Genomic DNA, 20992 nt, shown 5'->3' on the forward strand with positions numbered 1-20992 from the left:
GTCAGGGCGTGTCGGGATAGCCGAATTTTTCGAACATCCAGGCGAAGCGGTCGCGGATCGCGGCGACGCGGTCGGGATGGGGGGCGAACATCTCGGCGGGGCTGGCCTTTTTCGGGCGATGGCCACCCTTGGCGCGCGTGCCGGCGAAGGTCTCGGCCAGCCCTGACAGCTCGGGGCGGGCGGCTTCAAGCGCCGCGATATCCTCGGCGAAATGCTCGTAACGGATGTAGAAATCGATGATGTCGCGCCCGTCGATGAAATATTGTTCCTCGTTATGTTCCAGCACCCGGAAAATCTCGGGGCCGGAAATCCACGCCGAGAAATCGGCACCCTCGGGCTTGTTGCGGTTGGACCAATAAAACTTGGACACGACGGTATCGAACGGGTTTCGGACGATGGAAATCTTGAACGCGGCGTCAAACGCCTCGGCGCCGAGGTGGCGGCGGACATCGGCGGCGGGAATGTGGTTACGGTAGCGCCGCGGCCATTCCAGTTTTTTCGCGAACCGGCGGCGGGACTTCCGGTCGTTCAGGAACTCGGACAGCCCGCCTTTGAAGTTCTGGGCCCCGCGAAATCCACGTTCGCGCCGGGCGGCCTCATCCGTGCGGGTGATCGGCGTGATGATGTCGTTCGACCCGGCAAAGCGCGACAGGGCGATCTCGAAGGATGTGCCGGCCACCTTGCGCGGCTTGAGGAACAGGATCTTGGGATCGGAGAGGTAGATCACGGGCGCGCGCTCACTCTGCTGCGGGGGTCGGTCGGCTGGGGCGTGGCTTACACCGCCGCGCGGGACTTGTCGAACCTAGCGCTCTCCCCTGCGATAGGGGACCATGAGGGCCTGCGGCACCCTTGCCCGGCGGGCCATGACGACCAGCGCGAGGATGGACAGGACGTAGGGCAGCATCAGGAACAACTGGTAGGGCACGCCATCGACGATCGTCTGCAAGCGCAGCTGGAACGCGTCGAAGAACGCGAAGAGGACCGCCCCCAGAAGCGCCCGCCCCGGCCGCCAGAGCGCGAAGACGACAAGCGCGATACAGATCCAGCCGCGGCCCTGCACCATGGTCGGGAAGAAGGAGTTGAAGGCGGCCAGCGTCAGGAATGCCCCGGCCAGCCCCATCATCGCCGAGCCTGCCATGATGGTGCCGATGCGCAGCCAGATCGGGTCGATGCCCTGTGCATCCACCGCGTGCGGGTTTTCGCCCGTCATCCGGATCGCGAGGCCCAGCGGCGTCCGGTAGAGCACCCAGGCGATGACAAGCACCAGCCCGAGCGCGAGGTAGGTGGGTGCGGTCTGGTTGAAGAGGACCGGGCCGAGGAAGGGGATGTCGGACAGAACGGGGACTTCAAGCGCGCGAAACGGCTCGACCGTCGGCGGAGAGGTCGCCGTCGGCACGGCGAGGCGGAAGATGTAGTAGGAAAAACTGGAGGCGAAGAGGGTGATGCCAAGCCCGGTGACGTGCTGGTTGAGACCAAGGGGCACGGTCAACAGCGCATGTAGCAGCCCGAACATCGCCCCGCACAGCGCCGCGACAAGCAAGCCCGCCCACAGCCCCGCACCCATGTAGACAGTCAGCCAGCCGATCATCGCGCCGAAGGTCATGATCCCCTCGATCCCGAGGTTCAGCACGCCCACCCGCTCGCATAGCAGGACGCCCAAAGTACCAAGGATGAAGGGCGTGGCGATGCGCAGGATGGCCTCCCACATGCCGACGGAACTGAGGATATCGAGAACCACGCTCATGGCCGCACCCGGTATTGTGTCAGGAAAATCGCGACCAGCATCGTCAGGAGCGACAGCGCGACGGTGACATCGGCGATGTAGGACGGGATGCCGAGTGCGCGGCTCATCGAATCCGCGCCGACGAACATGACGGCAGTAAACAGCGCGGCGGCGATCACGCCGATGGGGTGGCGATTGGCGAGCATGGCGATCACGATGCCCGAATAGCCGTAATTCGGGGACAGGTCGGTTGTGACGTAGCCCTTGACCCCCATAACCTCGATCGCGCCGGCCAGCCCCGCCAGACCGCCGGACATGGCAGCCACCAGCATCAGGGTCCGGCCCAGCGGCACCCCGGCGAAAGCCGCGGCGCGGGCGTTGAGACCGGTCGCCCGTGCGCGCAGGCCGAAGACGGTGCGCGTCTGGATCCACCAGATGGCCACGGCCAGCGCCACGGCGATCAGCAGGCCCGCATGCAGGCGCGACCGCTCCAGCAGCCGGGGCAGGCTGGCGCTGTCGGGGATCGGGACCGATTGCGGCCAGCCAAAGGCGAGCGGGTCGCGCAACGGGCCTTCGATCATCATCGAGACAAACAGGATCACGATGAAGTTCAGCAGAAGCGTGGTGACGACCTCGTCCACGCCGAAGCGCAGCTTGAGCGCCACGGGCACCAGCAGCAGCATGGCCCCCGCCACGGCCCCGGCGATGAGACAGGCGATAATCGTGACAATGGCGGGCGCCCCGGCTATGGCCGGGATCAGGCCGAAGGCGCTGACGGCCAGCGCGCCCAGATAGAATTGCCCCTCGCCGCCAATGTTCCACAGCTTCGCCCGGAACGCGACGGCGGCGGCGAGGCCGGTCAGGATCAGGGGTGTTGCACGCGTAAGCGTTTCGGTGATGCCGAGCCGGGACCCGAAGGCCCCGTCAAGGATCAGCCAATAGGCCTGGACCGGGTTCGCGCCCGCGATGGCGATCAAGATGCCCGCCATGAGCAGCGCCGTCAGGATCGCGGCCAGCGGCGCAAGAACGGTCAGCGCGGCGGGCGTCTGTTCGCGGCGTTCAAAGCGCATCCTGGGCCTCCGGCATCTTGTCGGCGGCGGCTTCGATCTCGCGGGCGGCGTCCCAATCGCCGGCCATCATCAACCCCAGAAGGCGCGCATCGGCACGCTCGGCAGGAATGGCGGGCGAAACCCGGCCATTCACGATGGCGCGGATGCGGTCGGACAGCGCGATCACTTCGTCGAGATCCTCGGAAATCAGCAGCACCCCTGCCCCCCGGTCGCGCGCGGCGATCAGGCGGCGATGAACGCCCGCGATCGCGCCTTCGTCGAGGCCGCGACTGGGTTGAGCGGCGACGATGATCGAGGGGTCGGCTTCGAGCACGCGTCCGAGGATGAGCTTTTGCATGTTGCCACCCGACAGAAGGCCCACGCGGCCGTCCAGATGCGCCCCGCGCACGTCATAGGTGGCGAGGATATGGCGCGCCGCCGCACGGGCCGCGCTGCGCCGCACGATGCCGCGACGCGAGAACTCGGGCGCCCAGAGGCGTTCGAGCGCCACGTTCTCCCATGTGGTCATGTCGCCCAGCACGCCCTCGGCATGGCGATCCTCGGGGATGCGCCCGATCCCGGCGGCAATGGCATGGGGCACGTCATGGCGGCGCAGCGCGGCGCCGTCGATCTTCACCGTCCCGCGATCCGGCGGGTAGAGGCCCGAGACCACCCCGGCCAGCGTCGTCTGCCCGTTGCCCGACACGCCGATGATGCCCAGCGTCTCACCGCCGCGCAGCATCAGGCTGACCCCGTTGAGCGCCGCGCCGCCCTTGCCGGACAGGTGCAGGTCCGACACCTCCAGCCGCACCGCGCCGGGCTGTGCAGGGGGGCGTTTCGGGCGTTCGACGGCGCGGCCGACCATCAGTTCGGCCAGTTCTTCTTTCGTCGTCTCACGCGTGGCGCGTTCGGCCACGACCCGCCCGCCGCGCAGCACGACGACCCGGTCAGACGCGGCCATGACCTCGTTCAGCTTGTGGGAAATGAAGATGATCGACAGGCCTTGCGCCGTCATCTCGCGCAAGGTCGCGAACAGGCGTTCGGATTGCTGCGTCGTCAGAACGGCGGTGGGTTCGTCGAGGATCAGGATGCGCGCGTCGTTGTAGAGCGCCTTGAGAATCTCGACCCGCTGGCGTTCGCCGACGGACAGGTCGGACACATGGGCGTCGGGATCGACCGGCAGGCCGAAACGCTCGGACAGCCGCGTCAGGCGCGCCCGCGCCGCCGCCCTGTCCGAGCGCAGCCGCCAGAGCGGTTCCGTCCCGGTCATCACGTTATCGAGCACGGTCAGGTTGGCCGCGAGCGCGAAATGCTGATGCACCATGCCCACGCCCGCGTCGATCGCGGCGCGGGACTTGCCGGGCGGCAGGGTTTCCCCGTTCACGCGGACCGACCCCTCATCGGCGGTGTAATGGCCGAAGAGGATCGACATCAGCGTCGTCTTGCCCGCGCCGTTTTCCCCCAGAAGCGCGACCACCTCGCCCTTTTCGAGGTGCAGCGAGACATCGTCATTGGCCAATGTCGTGCCGAACCGCTTGGTGATGCCGTCGAGTTCGAGAACGCGCGTCACGTCCGCCCCCCGCAGGGGACGGACCTATTCAGACAGCCGTGCGACATGTCAGGCGGGTTCGTCGAAGTTGCGCGGCACTTCGAATTCCCCGGCCATGATGGCGGCGCGCACCTCTTCCATCTCGGCGGCGGCGTCGGCGGGAACCATGTCGGCCACGTAGGAGATGTCGTTACCGCCATCCGCCATCAGGCTGAGCGGCGTGTAATTCTTGCCGACCGGGCTGCCCGCGACGGCATCGGCCAGCGCCGTGTCCAGCAGCGGGCGGAACGACCACAGCGCGTTCGCAAAGACGGTGCCCGGGTAGCGCGGCGTGTAGTCGATGAGCGAGCCGATGGCCGGGATGCCCCGTTCCTGCGCGGCATCCGCCGTGCCAATGCGTTCGCCGAACAGGATGTCGGCGCCCGCGTCGATCTGGGCGAGCCCGGCTTCGCGGGCGCGCGGCGGATCGAAGAAGGTGCCGATGAAGCTGACCAGATGCGTGGCGTCGGGGTTGGTGCGCGCCACACCGTCGGCAAAGCCGTTGATCAGCATGTTGACCTCGGGGATCGGGATCGCCCCGACCGAGCCGACGATGCCGCTTTGGGTCATGCGACCGGCGAGCATGCCGGCCAGATAGGCCGCTTCCCAGTTCCAGGTGCCGAAGACGCCGAAATTGTCGCCCGCTGCCTCGCCCGACGACCCCATGAGGAAGGCCGTGTCGGGATAGTCGCCCGCAACCTCGCGCGCCTCGCGTTCGACGGCGTAGGATTCGCCTACGATCAGGACATTGCCGGCCTCGGCATATTCGCGCATGGCGCGGGGATAGTCGGTGCCCGAGACGCCTTCGGAGAAGGTATAGTCGATGACGCCTTCGGCATCGGCCGCGACCATGGCGGCATGCAGGACGGAGTTCCACGCATTCTCGACCGGGGAGGCATGGATGCCGGCCACCTTCACGGCGGTCTGGGCACGAAGGATCGAGGGCGCGGCGAGGGTGGCGGCGCCGATGGCGGCACCGGTGGTCAGCAGATGGCGGCGATTGATGTGAAAGCGACTCAAGGTACGTCTCCTTGTTGGCAGACCGCGCAGAAGCGGTTTTCTGTTGGTGCCCAACCCTTCTCAGAATTGCGGGCGCCGTCGAGCGGCGAAGCGCATTTTACCAGACTACCCGCACAATTCATGTGCAAGAAAGGGCCTTCTGCTCAAAGCATGACCAAATCTGGCGCTCAGGACGCAGCGTTCGGCGCATAGCTGGCCGGGTCGACCGTGTCGGGCCGCCCCGCCAGCCCCAGGCGGGAGCGTTCCGGCGCGGTCTCGGCGATGACCTTGCCGCGGCGAATGACCTTCAACCGGTTGGGCCGCAGGCGGATCGCCTCGGCCGGGTCGCGGCCCTGCAACAAGACCATGTCGGCATGACAGCCCGGCGCAAGCCCGTAGCCCTCCAGCCCCATCACGCGGGCGGGTACCTCGGTCACGGCGTCGAACAGAACCGTCTTGTCGACCGCCGATCCCATCTGCGTGGCGTGCACGGCCATATGCGCCACGTCCAGAAGGTCGCCCGTGCCCATGGAATACCAGGGATCGAGCACGCAATCCTGCCCGAGGGCGACGGGGATGCCATGGGCCAGCATCTCGGGGATGCGGGTCAGGCCCCGGCGCTTGGGGTAGGTGTCGTGCCGCCCTTGCAGCATCATGTTGATCAGCGGGTTCGGGATGGCCGCCATCTCGGCCTCGGCCATCAGCGGCAGCAGCTTGGACACATAGTAATTGTCCATCGAATGCATCGAGGTCAGGTGCGAGCCCGCCACCCGCCCCTGCAAGCCGAAGCGCACCGTCTGCGCGGCCAGCGTTTCGACATGGCGCGACATCGGGTCGTCCGTCTCGTCGCAATGCATGTCGACGCGCAGCCCACGGTCGGCGGCGATCCGACACAGCGCCTCGACCGAGGCACGCCCATCCTCCATGGTGCGCTCGAAATGGGGAATGCCGCCCACGACTTCGACGCCCATGTCGAGCGCGCGCACCAACGCCTCTTCGGCCTCGGGGCAGCGATAAAACCCGTCCTGCGGAAAGGCGACCAGTTGCAGGTCGAGGTAGTCTGCCACGCGCTCGCGTACTTCGAGCAACGCCTCGACGGTGACCAGTTTCGGGTCGGACACGTCGACATGGCTGCGCACCGCCAAAAGGCCCTTGCTGACGGCAAGGTCGCAATACCGCAGCGCGCGCTCGACGACCGCCTCGCGCGTCAGGGTCGGGCGCAACTCGCCCCACAGCGCGATGCCTTCCAGCAAGGTGCCCGAGACATTCATGCGCGGCAGGCCCAGCGACAGGGTCGCATCCATGTGGAAATGCGGATCGACGAAAGGCGGGGAGAGGAGATGGCCCTCTGCCTCGATGACCTCGCGGGCCTCGGCGGTGATTCCCGGTTCGACCGCTTCGATCCGCGCGCCGCGGATCGCGATATCCTGGTTCACCCGCCCGTCCGGCAGGTTTGCCCCGCGGATCAAAAGATCAAACGTCATCTTGCCGTCACCCTGTTCTTTTCGTGCCGTATGCGCGGCCCCTGTCGCCCCAGCCATCTGCCTGCCCGGGGTCGAATACGTGTCCCAGTCGCGCGCGGAGTTCCAGGCGGAAAACTTCATGCCGGACCGCAACCTCGACCTGTTTTTCTACTGGGCCTTTTCGGGCCCTGTCCCGGACTGATCCAACATCGACCCGGCCATTGGCTCGGCTGCGATTGCATTACACTGAGGGAAGGTTTGGTAGCGGAGGAGGGACTTGAACCCCCGACACGCGGATTATGATTCCGCTGCTCTAACCAACTGAGCTACTCCGCCGAAGCCGGGGAGGGAGGTATGCCAACCTCTTCCGCCCGTCAACCGCAAAATCGCACGTCTCAGCGGGTCGAAACACGGGCCGCCGTGACCTCGACCTCGACCTTGAACTCGGGGCGGGTAAAGCCCGAGACGATTACCAGCGTCGAGGCCGGCAGGCGGGACAGACCGGCGCACCAGCGATCCCGCACCGACATGTAGCCCGCCATGAACGCCCGGTCGGTGACGAAGGCATTGATGCGAACCGTGTCGGACCGGGCGAACCCGGCCTCGGACAGGATCGCGTCGATCGCCGCGAAGCAAAGCTCGGCCTGCGCCTCGGGGCTTTCGGGGATCACGTCATCGGGCGAGATGCCCAACTGACCCGAGGTGAAGACCCACTCGGCATCCTTCGGCACATACGTTCCATGCGCGTAGGCGGCAAAGGGCGGGCGGATGGCGGATGGGGTCAGGGCGCGCAGGGGCATGTCGGTCATCTTTCCTGTCTTCACGTGTAGGGCTGTTCGGGGCCGACCGTTCCCGTCCCGACCGCGATCTTCCAGATTCGTTGCAATACGCCTCGTCACGATGCACAATTTAGAGGCATTCCAAATGGCGCCGCCGGAAAAACATGCAGCACGGCGGAAGTTCTTCGGGTCGCCCTGTGTGTCGGGCTTCCCTGCCCGCGCGGCGATCATAGGCTCGGGCCGGTTCCACCAGACCCATAACCACCTCGGGGAGATCTTGATCATGCTTCGCACTTCTCTTTTCGCGCTGACCGCCGGGCTTATGGCAAGCACCGCCGTCGCGCAGGACCTGACCCAGGTCACCTTCGGGACCAACTGGCTGGCGCAAGCCGAGCATGGCGGGTTCTACCAGGCCGTGGCCGATGGCACCTACGCGGAATGCGGCCTCGAGGTCGAGATCGTGCCGGGCGGCCCACAGGTAAACAACCGCGCGCTGATGCTTGCCGGCCGCCTGCAATTCCACATGGGCGGCGACATGCTGCAGGCCTTCAACGCCGTGAGCGAAGACATCCCGGTCGTCGCCGTGGCCGCCATTTTCCAGAAACACCCGCAGGTCATCATCGCGCACCCCGGCGCGGCCGAAAGCTTCGAAGACCTGCGTGACCTGACCCTGCTGATCGGGGATAACGGGTTTGCCAGCTACTACCAGTGGATGATCGCGGCTTACGGCTTCACCGCCGAGCAGCGTGTGCCCTACACGTTCAACCCGGCCCCCTTCCTTGCCGACGACACCGTGGGCATGCAGGGCTACCTGTCTTCTGAGCCGTATCTGGTGGAACGCGAGGCCGGCTTCACGCCCGAGATCTTCCTGATCGCGGACGCGGGTTATGCCAGCTACGCGACCACGATCGAAACCATGCAACAGACGATCGATGAAAGCCCCGAGGTCGTGGCTTGCTTCGTCAACGGCTCGATCCTGGGTTGGTACAACTACCTTTACGGCGACAATGCCGCGGCCAACGAACTGATCCTGGCCGACAACCCCGACATGACGCAGGACAAGATCGATTACGCCATCGCGGCGATGATCGATAACGGCATCGTCGACTCGGGCGACACGCTGGAGTTGGGCATCGGCGCGATGACGGACGAGGTGATCGGCGGCTTCTACGAGGACATGGTCGAAGCCGGCGTGCTGGATGAAGGCGTCGATTGGCAGGCCTCCTACACCACGCAATTCGTGAACCAGGGTCTCGGCCTCGACCTGCGTCCGCAGTGATCTGAAAAACCAGCGCCCGGACCGTTCTGCGGTCCGGGTCACGTCTTGTACAGGAAACCGCGATGGCCGTCCGACATTCCGACACCCTGCCGCTTGGGCAGCGTCCGCCGCTGCTGCGCCTGAGCCATGTGGACAAGGTGTTCAGCGGCGATGTTGTGGCGCTGAAGGACATGAACCTGACGGTGAACCAGGGCGATTTCATCTCGCTGCTTGGTCCCTCGGGCTGCGGAAAATCGACGGCCCTGCGCATCATCTCGGACCTGATGCACCCCACGCGCGGCAAGGTGGAGTGGGAAGGCGATCACGGGCGCGGGGACCTTGGCGTGGTGTTCCAGGAACCCACGCTCATGCCCTGGGCGACCGTGGCGCAGAATGTCTGGCTGCCCTTCCGCCTTGCCGGGAAAAGCTATGCCGAGGTGAAGGACGACGTGCTGGAGGTGCTGCGCCTCGTCGGCCTTGAGAAATTCCTCAATTCCTATCCGCGCGAATTGTCGGGCGGGATGAAGATGCGCGTCTCGATCGCGCGGGCCATCGTGACGAACCCGCGCCTGATCCTGATGGACGAACCCTTTGCCGCGCTGGACGAGATCACGCGCCACAAGCTGAACAACGATCTGCTGGAGTTGAAGGCCAAGATCGGCTGCACCGTCATCTTCGTCACGCACTCGGTCTTCGAGTCCGTCTTCCTGTCGGACCGGATCGTCGTGATGGCCGCGCGCCCGGGGCGGGTCATGGCCGAGTTGGAGGTCGACACCCCCTACCCGCGCGGCGAGGATTTCCGCACATCGCCGGAATACGCGGCCCATGCCCGCGAAGCCTCGGCCGCGTTGAAGGAAGCGATGGGAGAACCCGCATGAGCCTTGCCGAGAACAGCCCGGCGCGGGCCACGGCCACGCCCGAAACGGTGGATGCCGACGAGGCGCGGCGCCAGCGCGCTGCCCGGATCGAGCGCATCGCGAAATGGACCCTGCCGGTCATCATCATGGCGTTGTCCATCTTCGGATGGGGCTGGGTCGTCACCGCCAACGAGATCCCGCATTACATCCTGCCGGGGCCGGACCGTGTCTGGGCCAGCCTGACGGGTGACTGGGGCATGCTGATCGAAGCCGCCTACCTGACAGGGTGGATCACGCTGCTGGCGCTGATCCTGGCCGTGATCGGGGGGGCGGGCCTTGCCATCCTGTTCAACCAGTCGAAGATGCTGGAACTCAGCTTTTACCCCTATGCCGTGATCCTGCAGGTCACGCCCGTTGTCTCGATCGCGCCGCTGATCTTCATCTATGTCGACAGCAAGGTGGCGGGAATGCTGCTCTGCGCATGGATCGTGGCGTTCTTCCCGGTGCTAAGCTCGACCACGCTGGGTCTGAACAGCGTCGATCACAACCTGCGCGACCTGTTCCGGATCTACGGCGCCACGCGCTGGCAAAAGCTGCGCTACCTGCAACTGCCTTCGGCCCTGCCCTATTTCCTCGGCGGTCTGAAGATCGCCGGCGGCCTGTCTCTGATCGGGGCGGTGGTGGCCGAACTGGTCGCAGGCACCGGCGGGATCGGGTCGGGCCTTGCCTTCCGCATCCAGGAGGCGGGCTACCGCCTCAATATCGCGCGCATGTTCGCGGCCCTCGCCATGGTGGCCGCGATGGGCGTCTTCATCTTTGCCGCGCTGTCGATCCTGTCGCATCTGCTGCTCAGGAAATGGCACGAAAGCGCGCTGACACGGGAGCATTAGGTGGATTTCACGGCACTTCCCAAGGGCGATTTCACGCTGGCCAATGTCACGGTCCCTGCCTGCCTGATCGGGCAGGAGGGCGATCTTCTGCGCACCGATCTGGGCGTGAAGGACGGGATGATCGCAGCGCCCGGCGCCATCGCCGTGGACATGAAAGGCGCGATGGTGTTCCCGGCCTTCGTCGACATGCACACCCATCTGGACAAGGGCCATATCTGGGGGCGCGCGCCGAACCCGGACGGGTCTTTCATGGGGGCGCTGGAAACCGTGGGCGCGGACCGCGCCGCCAACTGGTCGGCCGAGGATGTGCGCCGTCGGATGGAGTTTTCGCTGCGCTGCGCCCATGCGCATGGCACGCGGGCGATCCGCACGCATCTCGACTCGAGCCCACCGCAATATTCCATCAGCTTCCCCATCTTCCGCGAGTTGCAGGCGGATTGGGCCGGGCGGATCGAGTTGCAGGCGGCGAACCTGATCCATTCGGGTCTGGGCGGGCTGGACGGCCCCCTGCCCGAGATCGCCGCAGAGGTGGGCAAGACCCGTGGCGGTGTCCTCGGCCTTGTCACCAACCCGTCGGATGACCTGGCGGATGTGCTGCGCGACTTCTTCTCGCTGGCCGAGAAACACGGCGTGCCGACCGATTTCCACGTCGACGAGACGATGGATGCCAGCGTCGAGACCCTGCGCACCATCGCCGAGGTGGTGATCGAAACGGGGTTCCAGGGCGGGGTCGTCGTCGGCCATTGCTGCTCGCTGAGCGTGCAGGACGAGGCCCGCGCCATGGACACGCTGGACCTGGTCGCCAAGGCCGGTATCGACGTGGTCAGCCTGCCGATGTGCAACCTGTATTTGCAGGACCGCACGCCCGAGGGCACGGTTCGCACGCCGCGCCGCCGGGGGGTTACCCTCGTCCACGAAATGCGGGCGCGCGGCATCCGGGTCAGTTTCTCCAGCGACAACACGCGCGATCCCTTCTACGCCTATGGCGACATGGACATGATCGAGGTGATGCGCGAGGCGACCCGCATTGGCCATCTCGACCACTCCCGCGCCGATTGGGTCACCAGCTTCCTGACCGACCCGGCGGCCACCTGCGGCTTCGACGCGCCATCGCTGGAGGTGGGCGCCCCCGCCGACCTGGTGATCTGCCGCGCCCGCAGCTGGACCGAGCTTTTCGCCCGCCCGCAGGCCGACCGCATCGTCCTGCGCGAGGGGCGCCAGATCGACCGCACGCTTCCCGACTATTCCGAGTTGGATGATTTGATGGAGTCCGCATGAGCACGCCGAACATCGCCGCAGCCAAGGCCGCCCTGTCCCATATCGAGCAGGACGAGAACCCCGCGACCATCCGGTCGAAAAGCCGGGACTTCTTCTGGTACTCGCCGGTGCTGAAGGAAAAGATGGACCACCTCGAGGCGGATTTCGTGGTGAACCCGAAATCCGAGGAGGAGGTGATCGAGATCCTGCGGGTCTGCTACGCCCATGACGTGCCGGTGACGACGCGCGGCGCGGGCACCGGCAATTACGGACAGGCCATGCCGATGCGTGGCGGCTGCGTCATGCATATGAAGAACATGGCCAGCGTGAAGGAAATCGCGCCGGGCCGCGTGGTGACAGAACCCGGTATCGTGGTGAAAGAGCTCGACGCGCAAACCCGTGCCCATTCGGGGCAGGAATTGCGCATGATGCCCTCGACCTTCGCGACGGCGACGATCGGCGGGTTCGTTGCGGGCGGATCGGGCGGGATCGGCTCCTGCACCTGGGGCGCGCTGCGCGATTTCGGCAACATTATCCGGCTGCGCGTGGTCACGATGGAGGAAGAGCCGCGCGTGGTCGAACTGACGGGCGATGAACTCCCGCGTGTGAGCCATGCCTTCGGCACCAACGGCATCATCACGGAAATCGAGATGCCGCTGGCCCCGGCCTATGACTGGACGGAACTGCTGGTGGCCTTCGACGATTTCCCCGACGCCGCGAAATTCGCCGAGGGCGTGGCCAACCAGGACGGCATCCTGATCAAGCTGGCCACCGTGATCGAGGCGCCCATCGGAAAAAGTTATTTCCAGCGCATCGCGCCGCATGTCGAGGAGGGCACCAATCTCGTGATCCTGCTGGTCGCGCCGCATTCGGTCGAAGGGCTCAAGACCTTCATGGAGGCCGAAGAGGTGCCGGGCGCGATCATCTACGACTCCACCGACAATGACTGGCCAAGGACGCCCGGCGCGCTGGCGGAATACACGTGGAACCATACCACGCTGCGCGCCCTGAAGGTCGATCCGTCGATCACCTATTTGCAGGTGCGCTACCGCTATCCCGACCACATGGAGCTGGTGGAAAAGGTGCGCGCCGAATTCGGGGCCGAGGTTCTCCAGCACCTCGAAGTGATGCGCGAGAACGGCAAGGTGATGTTCGCGGGCCTGCCCATCGTGGCCTTTTCCACGCCGGAGCGGCTGGAAGAGATCATCCGCATCCACGAAGAGATGGGGTGCATGATCTTCAACCCGCATCGCTACACGCTGGAGGAAGGCGGGCGGCAATCGACCGACGCGCGGCAGTTGAACTTCAAGCGCGAGGCGGATCCGAAGGGATTGCTGAACCCCGGCAAGATGATCGCCTGGGACGATCCCGATTTCGACTATGCGACGATGTATGACTATCCGGCGATGACCCCGAAACCGGAGGCCGCGGAGTGAGAGAGATCTCTGCGCTGTCGGGAGCCGACCATTTCCTGGTCTGGATCGACGCCTTCGGCGCCGACCCGGCGGGGGGCGCTGCCCCCCGCACCCCCCGGAGTTTTAATTGCCAAGATGAAGGGGAAACCGGGTGAGCAGGGCGCTTGTATTGTTCGCACACCCCTGCCCCGAGAGTTTCTCGGCCGCGCTGCACGGCACGGTCGTGGAGAAACTGGCGGCAAGCGGCTGGGAGGTCGATGATTGCGACCTGAATGCCGAGGGGTTCAACCCCGTCCTGACCGAGGCCGAGCGGCGCGGCTACCATGACGAGCCGGACAATCTTGGACCGGTGGCCGAGTATGTCGAACGCCTGCGGGCCGCGGACGCGATGGTCATGGTCTTCCCGGTCTGGAATTTCGGCTACCCGGCGATCCTGAAAGGCTTTCTCGACCGGGTGTTCCTGCCCGGCGTGTCCTTCAAGCTGGTCGATGGCAAGGTGAAACCGAACCTCACCCATATCCGCAAGCTGGCGGCGGTGACGACCTATGGCGGCGCGCGGACGCGGGCGCTCTTGGTCGGCGACCCGCCCCGGAAATGCGTGACGCGGGCGGTCTGGCATGTCTGCCGGCCCGAGAAGATGCGGTACCTTGCGCTCTACGACATGAACCGGGCCAGCGACGCAAAACGCGCGAATTTCCTGTCACGAGTAGGCCGAGAGATGGAGAGTTTCTGATGCGGGCGCTGGTTGTTTATTGTCACCCACGGGCGGAGAGTTTCACCGCCGCCATCCGTGATCTTGTTCTGGAAAAGCTGCGCAAGGCGGGCGCCGAGATCCGGCTGCGCGACCTGTATGCAGAGGGATTCGCCCCGGCCCTGACCGCCACCGAGCTTGAGCTCTACGAGGATGAAAGCCGCAACAAGGCGGCGGTGGCGCGCGACGTGGATGACCTGATGTGGTGCGACACGCTGATCTTCGTCTATCCGACCTGGTGGTATGGCCTGCCCGCGATGCTGAAAGGCTGGCTGGACCGGACGATGGTGCCCGGCGTGGCCTTTCTGATGCCCGATGACGAGAACCCGAATATCCGCCCGGGCCTGCGGCACATCACGCGCTTGGGCGTCTTCACCACCTGCGGGGCCAGCTGGGCGCTGACGCGCTACGTGGGCGCGCCCGGGCGGCGGACATTGCTGCGCGGGGTCGGGCACCTGTGCGCACGGCATCGCAAGGTGGCCTTCGCAGCGCATTACCTGATGGACAGGTCGACCGCTGCAAGCCGCGACAAGCATCTGAAGCGCGTGGCGGCGAAGATGAATCGCCTGCTCAGCGGCGGGCGGGCCCAGAAAAACGAGGCCAGCGATACGGAGGCGACGGCATGATCCCGGTCCTCGATTTCGCGCGATTTTCCAGCGGGGCCGACCGGGCTGGGTTCGTGTCCGATCTTGGCGCGGCGGCGCGCGGGCCCGGGTTCTTCCTGGTCTCGGGGCATGGCGTGGACGAGGGCCTGATCGCGCGGGTGTTCGACCAGGCGGCCGCATTCTTCGCGCTGCCGTCCGAGGTGAAAGCGCCGCTGTCGATCTCGACCAACCCGCATAACAGGGGATGGGCCGCGACCGGAACCGAAAGCCTGGACGAACATTCAGGACAGGTGGATCAGAAGGAAGCCTTCAACATCGGCTACGACCTGGCTGCCGATGACCCGCGCGTGATCGCGTCCGAGCCGTTTCGCGGGGTGAACCTGTGGCCGGAGGTGCCCGGCTTTCGCGAGACGATACTGGATTATTTCGCGACGGTGCAGGCGCTTGGTGTCGGCCTGATGCGGGCCGTGGCGATGGATCTCGGCCTGTCCGAGACGCGGTTCCAGCGCGATTTCGACGAACCGATGGCGACGCTGCGCCTGCTGTCCTACCCGGCGAGCGACCCAGGCGGGATCGGGGCCGGGGCGCATACGGATTACGGGGCGCTGACGCTTCTGCTGACCGACGGGGTGGCGGGGCTGCAAGTCAAACCGCGCGGCGGCGACTGGATCGACGTGCCCCATGTGCCGGGGGCCTTCGTGGTCAATATCGGCGACTGCCTGATGCGCTGGTCGAACGATATCTACGTGTCGAACCCGCACAGGGTGCTGCCCCCGGCAAAGCCGCGCCAATCGGTGGCCTTTTTCCTCGACCCGAACCCGGACGCGATTATCGCCGCCCTGCCCGGCACCGGAGCGCCGAAATACCCGACGGTGACGGGGGCCGAATATCTGCGTCAAAGGCTGGATGCGACTTACGCCGCTTAACGCGCGGCGCGCTCCGCGTCAGACCAGCGCCCCCTTGGTCGCCGTGTCGAAAACCTCGACCACCCGGCGCGCCCGTTTGCCGACCTCGGCTGCGGAGATACCCGGAGCATAGAGCGCGGTTCCCAGCCCGAACCCGTCGGCCCCGGCGGCCAGCCAGTCTGCGAAGTTTTCGGGGCGGGCACCGCCGAAGGCGAACACCTTTGCGTCTTGCGGAAGCACCGCGCGTAACGCCGCCAACCCCTCGAACCCGACGCGATCGGCAGGGAACAGCTTGAGCCCATCCACGCCGGATTTGAGCGCCGCGAAAGCTTCGGTCGGGGTGAAAACGCCGGGCCAGCTTTGCAAAAGCAGCCGCTTGGTTTCCACGACCACGTCCGGGTCGAAATTGGGCGACAGGATCAGCTTGCCGCCCGCATCGGCCACTTCGCGCACCTCGTCGGGGGCGGTCACCGTGCCGGCCCCGATCAGCGCGTGGTCACCCAGCGCCGTGGCGATGGCGGACATGCTGTGCAACGGGTGCGATGAATTCAGCGGCACTTCGATCCGGTCGATCCCGGCCTCGACCAGCGCCTCGGCGACCGGGACGGCCTCGGTCGGGGTGATGCCGCGAAGAATGGCGATGATCGGACGGCTCATTTCGCGTGCTCCTGCATTGCGAACCACGCACGGGCCAGACCGGCAAGGGCCAGACCGTCCGACGCGTGACGGGGGGCGGAGACGCCCTGCGTGTCGAGCGCGCGAGCGTAGAGATCAACCATGTCTGACGGGCCGGCGAGGGCCACTTGCTGGCCCAGCCAATAGGGCCGCATGGCCGCCAGTTCCGCCCCGATCAACGCGCCGAAGAGGCGCGACCGGGCCACGGACGGGTCGAGCTGCTGCAACACGTGCTGCCCCCGAAGCGCGGCCAGACGCTGGCTCAACCGCTCGGGCCGCGACAGGGTGTCGGACACGGCGTCGACGAAGGCCTCGGCATCCATGCCGGTGGACGCGACAGCCGCGCTGATCGTGCTGTGCCCGGCGAGGAGGTCGAAGAACTCACCCGTCATCGCGGTCTGGAAACTCACGATCTCCTCGGCCGAGATCTGCACCCAGACCGTGCGCGGCCCGACAAGGCAAAGCACGCCGTCAAACCCCGGGTTCCCGGCCAGAAAACCCGCCACCTCGGTTTCCTCGCCCAGCAACAGGTCGGGTGGGTTGGCTTGGCTCAGCCCCGGCAAGGCAAGAAGATCCAGGCGCGGGTCGTTGGCAGACACCCGAATGGGCAGCCGTTCGGCCGGTTTTGCCGGAACCGGGGTGATTGCTTCGGGCAGGTCGGCCAAGCCCGTCAAACCGCACGCCAGAACGGATGTGCTGCCCTGGCCCAGCCATGGCGCGATCGTATCAAGAAGCTTGGCCTCGAACGCGGGCGCCTCGGGCATCGCGCTATCCGACGGAAGCGTCAGCTCCGCCCGGACGGAACCATCGGCGGCCAGCGCCCAGGCCCTGAGGTCACTTTGGCCCGCGTGCACCGCGATCCAGTCGGCATATCTGCTTTCTGCGCTCATCTCATCCATTCCATAGCATGCCCCATTCAGGTTGGGCAGAACGGTGATGGATCAAGAGGTGACAGGCCCGCCTTCTGCCGCAAGATCGTTCAGGATAGGGCAGTCTGGCCGCTGATCCCCCGCGCAGCGGTCCACCAGATCTGCCAGCGTGCGGCGCATCTGGGCGAGTTCCTCCATCTTGGCGTCGATCTCGGCCAGGTGCTTGCGCGCGACGGCCTTCACATCCGCGCTGGCGCGGTCCCGGTCGCCCCAGAGGCCGAGGAGGATCCGACAATCCTCGATGGAAAAGCCGAGGCTGCGCGCCCGACCGAGAAAGGCGAGTTGGTGAACATGCGCCTCGGAAAACTTGCGGTAGCCATTGCTGGACCGGTCCGGCGCGATCAGGCCGATCTCTTCGTAGTAGCGGATCGTTTTGGCCGGCAGCCCGGCGCGGGCGGCGACATCTCCGATATTCATGTCATTTCACCTTCAGACGACGCAGGCGCAGGGCGTTCGTCACGACCAGAACGGAACTGGCCGCCATGGCGCCCGCCGCCAGCATCGGGTTCAAGAACGGGCCACCGAACAGGGCCAGCGCCCCGGCGGCCACGGGGATGAGGGCGACATTGTAGCCGAAGGCCCAGAAAAGGTTCTGCGCGATGTTGCGGAGCGTGCGGCGGCTGACCTCGACGGCGGAGGTCACGCCAACCGGCGAGCCGGAGACCAGAACCACGTCGGCGGCCTCGATGGCGATATCGGTTCCCGTGCCCAGCGCGATGCCGACATCCGCCGCCGCCAGAACCGGTGCGTCATTGATCCCGTCCCCGACAAAGGCGACCTTCAACCCCTGGGCCTGCCAATCCTCGAGCGCCTTTTGCTTGCCCTCGGGCGACAGGCCGGCCCGCGCAAGGCCAATCCCGAGGTGTCGGGCGACCGCATCGACCGGGCCGGCGGAGTCGCCGGACAGGACGGCCACCTGCAGACCGCGCCGCGTCAGCGCTGCGATGGCGTCGGCTGCGTCATCCTTGACCGGATCGCTGAGGTCGAGATGACCAAGGTAGAGGGCGCCGCGGGCGACATGCACCTCGGTGCTGCTGCCCGGTTCCCGATCGGGCAGCGCGACGCCTTCCTTGGCAAGAAACGCCCGCGACCCGATGCGCACCGTGTCGCCCTCGACCTGCGCGGTGACGCCCGCGCCCGGGTGGTTCTGGAAACCATCGACCACGGGCAGGGTCAGGCTGCGCGCTTCGGCCTCGGCAAGGATGGCGCGCGCCAAGGGATGCTCGGAGGCTTGCTCGACTGCGGCGGCGAGGGCCAGCAAGGTTTCTTCCGAGGTTGCCTCTGCCGCGTGGATGCCGGTGACCGCAGGGGCCCCTCGGGTCAGCGTGCCGGTCTTGTCGAACGCGACAAGGTCGACGCTGGACAGGGCCTGCAGGGCATCCCCACGCCGGAACAGGACGCCAAGCTCGGCCGCGCGCCCCGTGCCGACCAGGACCGAGATCGGCGTGGCCAGGCCCATGGCGCAGGGGCAGGCGATGATCAGGACCGACACCGCGACAACCAGCGCCTGCGCCGGATCACTGCTCAGGAACGCCCAGGCCGCCGCCGACAGAACGGCAATCGCCAGCACGACGGGTACGAAGACCGCCGTCACGCGATTGATCAGCGACTGGATCGGCAACCGCGCGGCCTGCGCGTTTTCGACCATGGTCACGATCCGGGCGAGGACCGTGTCATTGCTGATGGCGGTGGCTCGGAAATCGACGGTGCCGTTCGCGTTCACCGTTCCCGCCGAGACCGGATCGCCCGGCCCCTTCTCCACCGGAACCGGCTCCCCGGTCAGCATGGACTCGTCGACATGGGTCGCCCCGGTCAGGATCACGCCATCGACGGCTACGCGCGCGCCGGGGCGCAGGCGCACCACGTCGCCCAGATGGATATCGGCCAGCGCAACCTCGGTTTCTGACCCGTCGGGCTGCACTTTCAGGGCGGTGTCCGGCGACAGGTCCAGCAACCCTTCGATCGCGGCCCCGGCCGATCCCCGCGCCCGCGCCTCCAGCCACCGGCCCAGCAGGATCAGGGTCACGATCACGGCAGCGGCCTCGAAATACACGAACCGGCCGGTTTCCGGGATAAGCTGCGGCGCGAATGTGACCACGGTCGACCAGGCCCAGGCCGCGCCCGCGCCCAGCACAACGAGGCTGTTCATCTCGGGCGCGCCGCGCAGCAAGGCCGGGACGCCAAGGCGGAAAAACACGCGCCCCGGACCGGCAAGGACAAGGCTGGTCAGGGCGAACTGGAACAGGCGCAGCGCGCTTTCGCCAAAGGTCTCGATCTGCCAGCCGCGAAATCCGGGGATGACGTGACCGCCCATCTCGAGAAGGAAAACGGGCAAGGTCAGCGCAAGCGCCATGAGGAACGCCGTCTTGTATTGACGGCTTTCGTCCTTGTGCGGATCGTTTTCGGGGGCGGTATCCTCGGCGATCGGGATTAAGGGGTAACCGGCCCGGTCAAGTCGGTCGCGCAGCGCGCCGATATCGAGATCGGGGGCGCCCTGCACCTCTGCACGCCGCGTTGCGAGGTTCACGTGGGCCTGCTCGACACCATCGACCTCGGCCAGGGCGGCCTCGGCCCGCGCGACGCATCCCGCACAGGACAGGTTCCCGACCTCGAAACGATGCAGGCGCGGCGTCGCCAGCGGGGTCACCGGGTAGCCCGCCGTTTCCATCGCCGGCTCCACGGATCGCGCATCGAACCCATCTTCGGTGCTGAGTTCCGCGCGTCGCGTGGCAAGGTTCACACGCGCCTCCCTGACGCCGGGCAGCTTGGCAAGCGCCGCTTCGGCGCGGGCCGCGCAGGATCCGCAGTTCAGGTTGGCGACTGAATACCGCAATGTGAGTGCTTGGGCTGTGTCTGACATTGGTCTTCCTCGACTGACACAGCTCACTTAGACGTTCCAGTAACTGGAGGGTCAAGGGCTGATGTAACGACGGTATCTGGCATCTGAGGCGCCGATATGGAATATCCATTGCAAAGCGCAAAAGACGCCGAGAGGCAGGCATGGAAGACGTCATCGACGAATATTTCACCCGGAGTTCCGAGAACCCGGACCGGCGCGCGAAACTGGAGGCAAAGCCGTTGCCCCGTCGCCGCCTCGTCATCTATTTCACACCCCGCTCCGGCAGTTCGTGGCTGACAGACCTGATCGCCCAAAGCCATCGCCTCGGGGCCGGTAACGAGCTGTTCAACCCGAATTTCGTGCCGAACATTGCCAACGGCATTCAGGCGCTCGGGCGTGAAGATTACATCATGCAAGCCCAGAAAAGGTTCAGCAGCCCGAACGGGGTGTTCAGCTTCGAGATCACGGCCCATCAACTGGATCGCCTGTTTCCAGATCCGGATACCTTCATGACCCATTTCAATCAGCCCGATTGCAGGGCCATGTGGCTGATCCGGAAAGATATCGTGGCGCAGGCCGTGAGCCTCGCGAAAATGGTGCGCACGAAGGTCGCCCACACCCCGCATGCAACGCCGGAAGATCGCGCGCGGGCGGAGGCGTCCTTTCCCTATGACGCCGAGAACATCGAACGGTGGCTCAAGCACATCCTCAGTGCCGAACGGCGCAGCGAATACCTGTTCGACCTCTATGGTATCGAACCCTATCGCTTCTGTTACGAGGACATGATGGAGGCCGGGTCCGAACGCACACGCAGCTTGCTGGCGAACGTGGCGCGCGTCCGTGATGCGGATTGGCCCGATCTGGAACTGAAACACGCCAAGCTAGGCACCCCGCAGAACGCGGAATATGCCGAGCGGTTCCGGGCAGAGCGTGCCGCTTTCCTGAAAGACGTGGATGACGAGCGGCGATACATGCTCGACCAGCTTCAGGATATCTGAAGATCGGGCTCG

20 protein-coding genes and 1 tRNA gene are annotated in these 20992 nt (G+C 66.0%); 9 read left to right on the top strand and 12 right to left on the bottom strand.

Annotation, left to right across the window (positions count from 1 at the left end):
- Position 1: 1 nt before the first annotated feature.
- The 8 genes from ABD923_RS14075 to ABD923_RS14110 form a co-directional block, all read right to left on the bottom strand.
- Entirely contained in the window at positions 2-727 is a 726-nt protein-coding gene (locus ABD923_RS14075; RefSeq protein WP_259549599.1) for a sulfotransferase family protein, read from the bottom strand.
- Positions 728-802: 75 nt separating this feature from the next.
- Entirely contained in the window at positions 803-1744 is a 942-nt protein-coding gene (locus ABD923_RS14080; RefSeq protein WP_259549598.1) for an ABC transporter permease, read from the bottom strand.
- Positions 1741-2793, bottom strand: coding sequence for an ABC transporter permease (locus tag ABD923_RS14085; RefSeq protein WP_259549597.1), 1053 nt, complete (start codon positions 2791-2793; stop codon positions 1741-1743). Before ABD923_RS14085 ends, ABD923_RS14080 begins: the two co-directional genes overlap by 4 nt.
- Positions 2783-4342: an ABC transporter ATP-binding protein gene (locus ABD923_RS14090; RefSeq protein WP_259549596.1), complete on the bottom strand. Its 1560-nt coding sequence runs from the start codon at positions 4340-4342 to the stop codon at positions 2783-2785. Before ABD923_RS14090 ends, ABD923_RS14085 begins: the two co-directional genes overlap by 11 nt.
- Positions 4343-4390: 48 nt before the next feature.
- Positions 4391-5380 (bottom strand): BMP family protein, encoded by a 990-nt coding sequence (locus ABD923_RS14095; RefSeq protein ID WP_222191558.1) that lies wholly within the window; start codon positions 5378-5380, stop codon positions 4391-4393.
- A gap of 167 nt (positions 5381-5547) precedes the next feature.
- Positions 5548-6843 carry an amidohydrolase family protein gene (locus ABD923_RS14100; protein WP_259549595.1) on the bottom strand — a complete coding sequence of 432 codons (1296 nt, stop codon included), beginning with the start codon at positions 6841-6843 and terminating at the stop codon, positions 5548-5550.
- Between the two features lie 238 nt (positions 6844-7081).
- Positions 7082-7158 (bottom strand) — tRNA-Met (locus ABD923_RS14105).
- A gap of 59 nt (positions 7159-7217) precedes the next feature.
- Positions 7218-7631, bottom strand: a complete 414-nt coding sequence (locus ABD923_RS14110) for a RidA family protein (protein WP_259549594.1) — start codon at positions 7629-7631, stop codon at positions 7218-7220.
- Between the two features lie 253 nt (positions 7632-7884).
- Here ABD923_RS14110 and ABD923_RS14115 point away from each other — a divergent pair, with 253 nt between their 5' ends.
- The 8 genes from ABD923_RS14115 to ABD923_RS14150 all read left to right on the top strand — a co-directional run bounded on the left by ABD923_RS14115 (position 7885) and on the right by ABD923_RS14150 (position 15560).
- Positions 7885-8880 carry an ABC transporter substrate-binding protein gene (locus ABD923_RS14115; RefSeq protein ID WP_259549593.1) on the top strand — a complete coding sequence of 332 codons (996 nt, stop codon included), beginning with the start codon at positions 7885-7887 and terminating at the stop codon, positions 8878-8880.
- 62 nt (positions 8881-8942) lie between these two features.
- The gene (locus tag ABD923_RS14120) at positions 8943-9737 is read left to right on the top strand and encodes an ABC transporter ATP-binding protein (RefSeq protein WP_259549592.1); all 795 of its coding nucleotides are present in this window, start codon (positions 8943-8945) and stop codon (positions 9735-9737) included.
- Entirely contained in the window at positions 9734-10606 is an 873-nt protein-coding gene (locus tag ABD923_RS14125; RefSeq protein WP_222191553.1) for an ABC transporter permease, read from the top strand. Before ABD923_RS14120 ends, ABD923_RS14125 begins: the two co-directional genes overlap by 4 nt.
- Positions 10607-11884: a cytosine deaminase gene (locus tag ABD923_RS14130; protein WP_259549591.1), complete on the top strand. Its 1278-nt coding sequence runs from the start codon at positions 10607-10609 to the stop codon at positions 11882-11884.
- Positions 11881-13299 (top strand): FAD-binding oxidoreductase, encoded by a 1419-nt coding sequence (locus ABD923_RS14135; RefSeq protein WP_259549590.1) that lies wholly within the window; start codon positions 11881-11883, stop codon positions 13297-13299. The genes ABD923_RS14130 and ABD923_RS14135 overlap by 4 nt, the downstream gene beginning before the upstream one ends.
- A gap of 148 nt (positions 13300-13447) precedes the next feature.
- Entirely contained in the window at positions 13448-14011 is a 564-nt protein-coding gene (locus tag ABD923_RS14140; protein WP_345229515.1) for an NAD(P)H-dependent oxidoreductase, read from the top strand.
- Entirely contained in the window at positions 14011-14655 is a 645-nt protein-coding gene (locus ABD923_RS14145; protein WP_259549588.1) for an NAD(P)H-dependent oxidoreductase, read from the top strand. Before ABD923_RS14140 ends, ABD923_RS14145 begins: the two co-directional genes overlap by 1 nt.
- Positions 14652-15560 carry an isopenicillin N synthase family dioxygenase gene (locus ABD923_RS14150; protein WP_259549587.1) on the top strand — a complete coding sequence of 303 codons (909 nt, stop codon included), beginning with the start codon at positions 14652-14654 and terminating at the stop codon, positions 15558-15560. Before ABD923_RS14145 ends, ABD923_RS14150 begins: the two co-directional genes overlap by 4 nt.
- Before the next feature lie 18 nt (positions 15561-15578).
- On the opposite strand, the gene ABD923_RS14155 is transcribed toward ABD923_RS14150, so the two are convergent.
- From ABD923_RS14155 to ABD923_RS14170, 4 genes are read right to left on the bottom strand one after another with little or no spacing between them, the layout of a single operon-like run.
- Positions 15579-16196 carry a 2-dehydro-3-deoxy-6-phosphogalactonate aldolase gene (locus ABD923_RS14155; protein WP_259549586.1) on the bottom strand — a complete coding sequence of 206 codons (618 nt, stop codon included), beginning with the start codon at positions 16194-16196 and terminating at the stop codon, positions 15579-15581.
- Entirely contained in the window at positions 16193-17104 is a 912-nt protein-coding gene (locus ABD923_RS14160; RefSeq protein WP_259549585.1) for a 2-dehydro-3-deoxygalactonokinase, read from the bottom strand. Before ABD923_RS14160 ends, ABD923_RS14155 begins: the two co-directional genes overlap by 4 nt.
- A gap of 51 nt (positions 17105-17155) precedes the next feature.
- The gene (gene cueR / locus ABD923_RS14165) at positions 17156-17560 is read right to left on the bottom strand and encodes a Cu(I)-responsive transcriptional regulator (RefSeq protein WP_259549584.1); all 405 of its coding nucleotides are present in this window, start codon (positions 17558-17560) and stop codon (positions 17156-17158) included.
- 1 nt (position 17561) lies between these two features.
- Positions 17562-20003: a heavy metal translocating P-type ATPase gene (locus ABD923_RS14170; protein WP_259549579.1), complete on the bottom strand. Its 2442-nt coding sequence runs from the start codon at positions 20001-20003 to the stop codon at positions 17562-17564.
- 140 nt (positions 20004-20143) lie between these two features.
- Here ABD923_RS14170 and ABD923_RS14175 point away from each other — a divergent pair, with 140 nt between their 5' ends.
- On the top strand, positions 20144-20980 hold the full coding sequence (locus ABD923_RS14175; protein WP_259549571.1) for a Stf0 family sulfotransferase: 837 nt from the start codon (positions 20144-20146) through the stop codon (positions 20978-20980).
- Positions 20981-20992 lie beyond the last annotated feature (12 nt).

Origin of the sequence: [Roseibacterium] beibuensis, from assembly GCF_039542305.1 — a bacterium.
GTDB lineage: Bacteria > Pseudomonadota > Alphaproteobacteria > Rhodobacterales > Rhodobacteraceae > Roseibacterium > Roseibacterium beibuensis.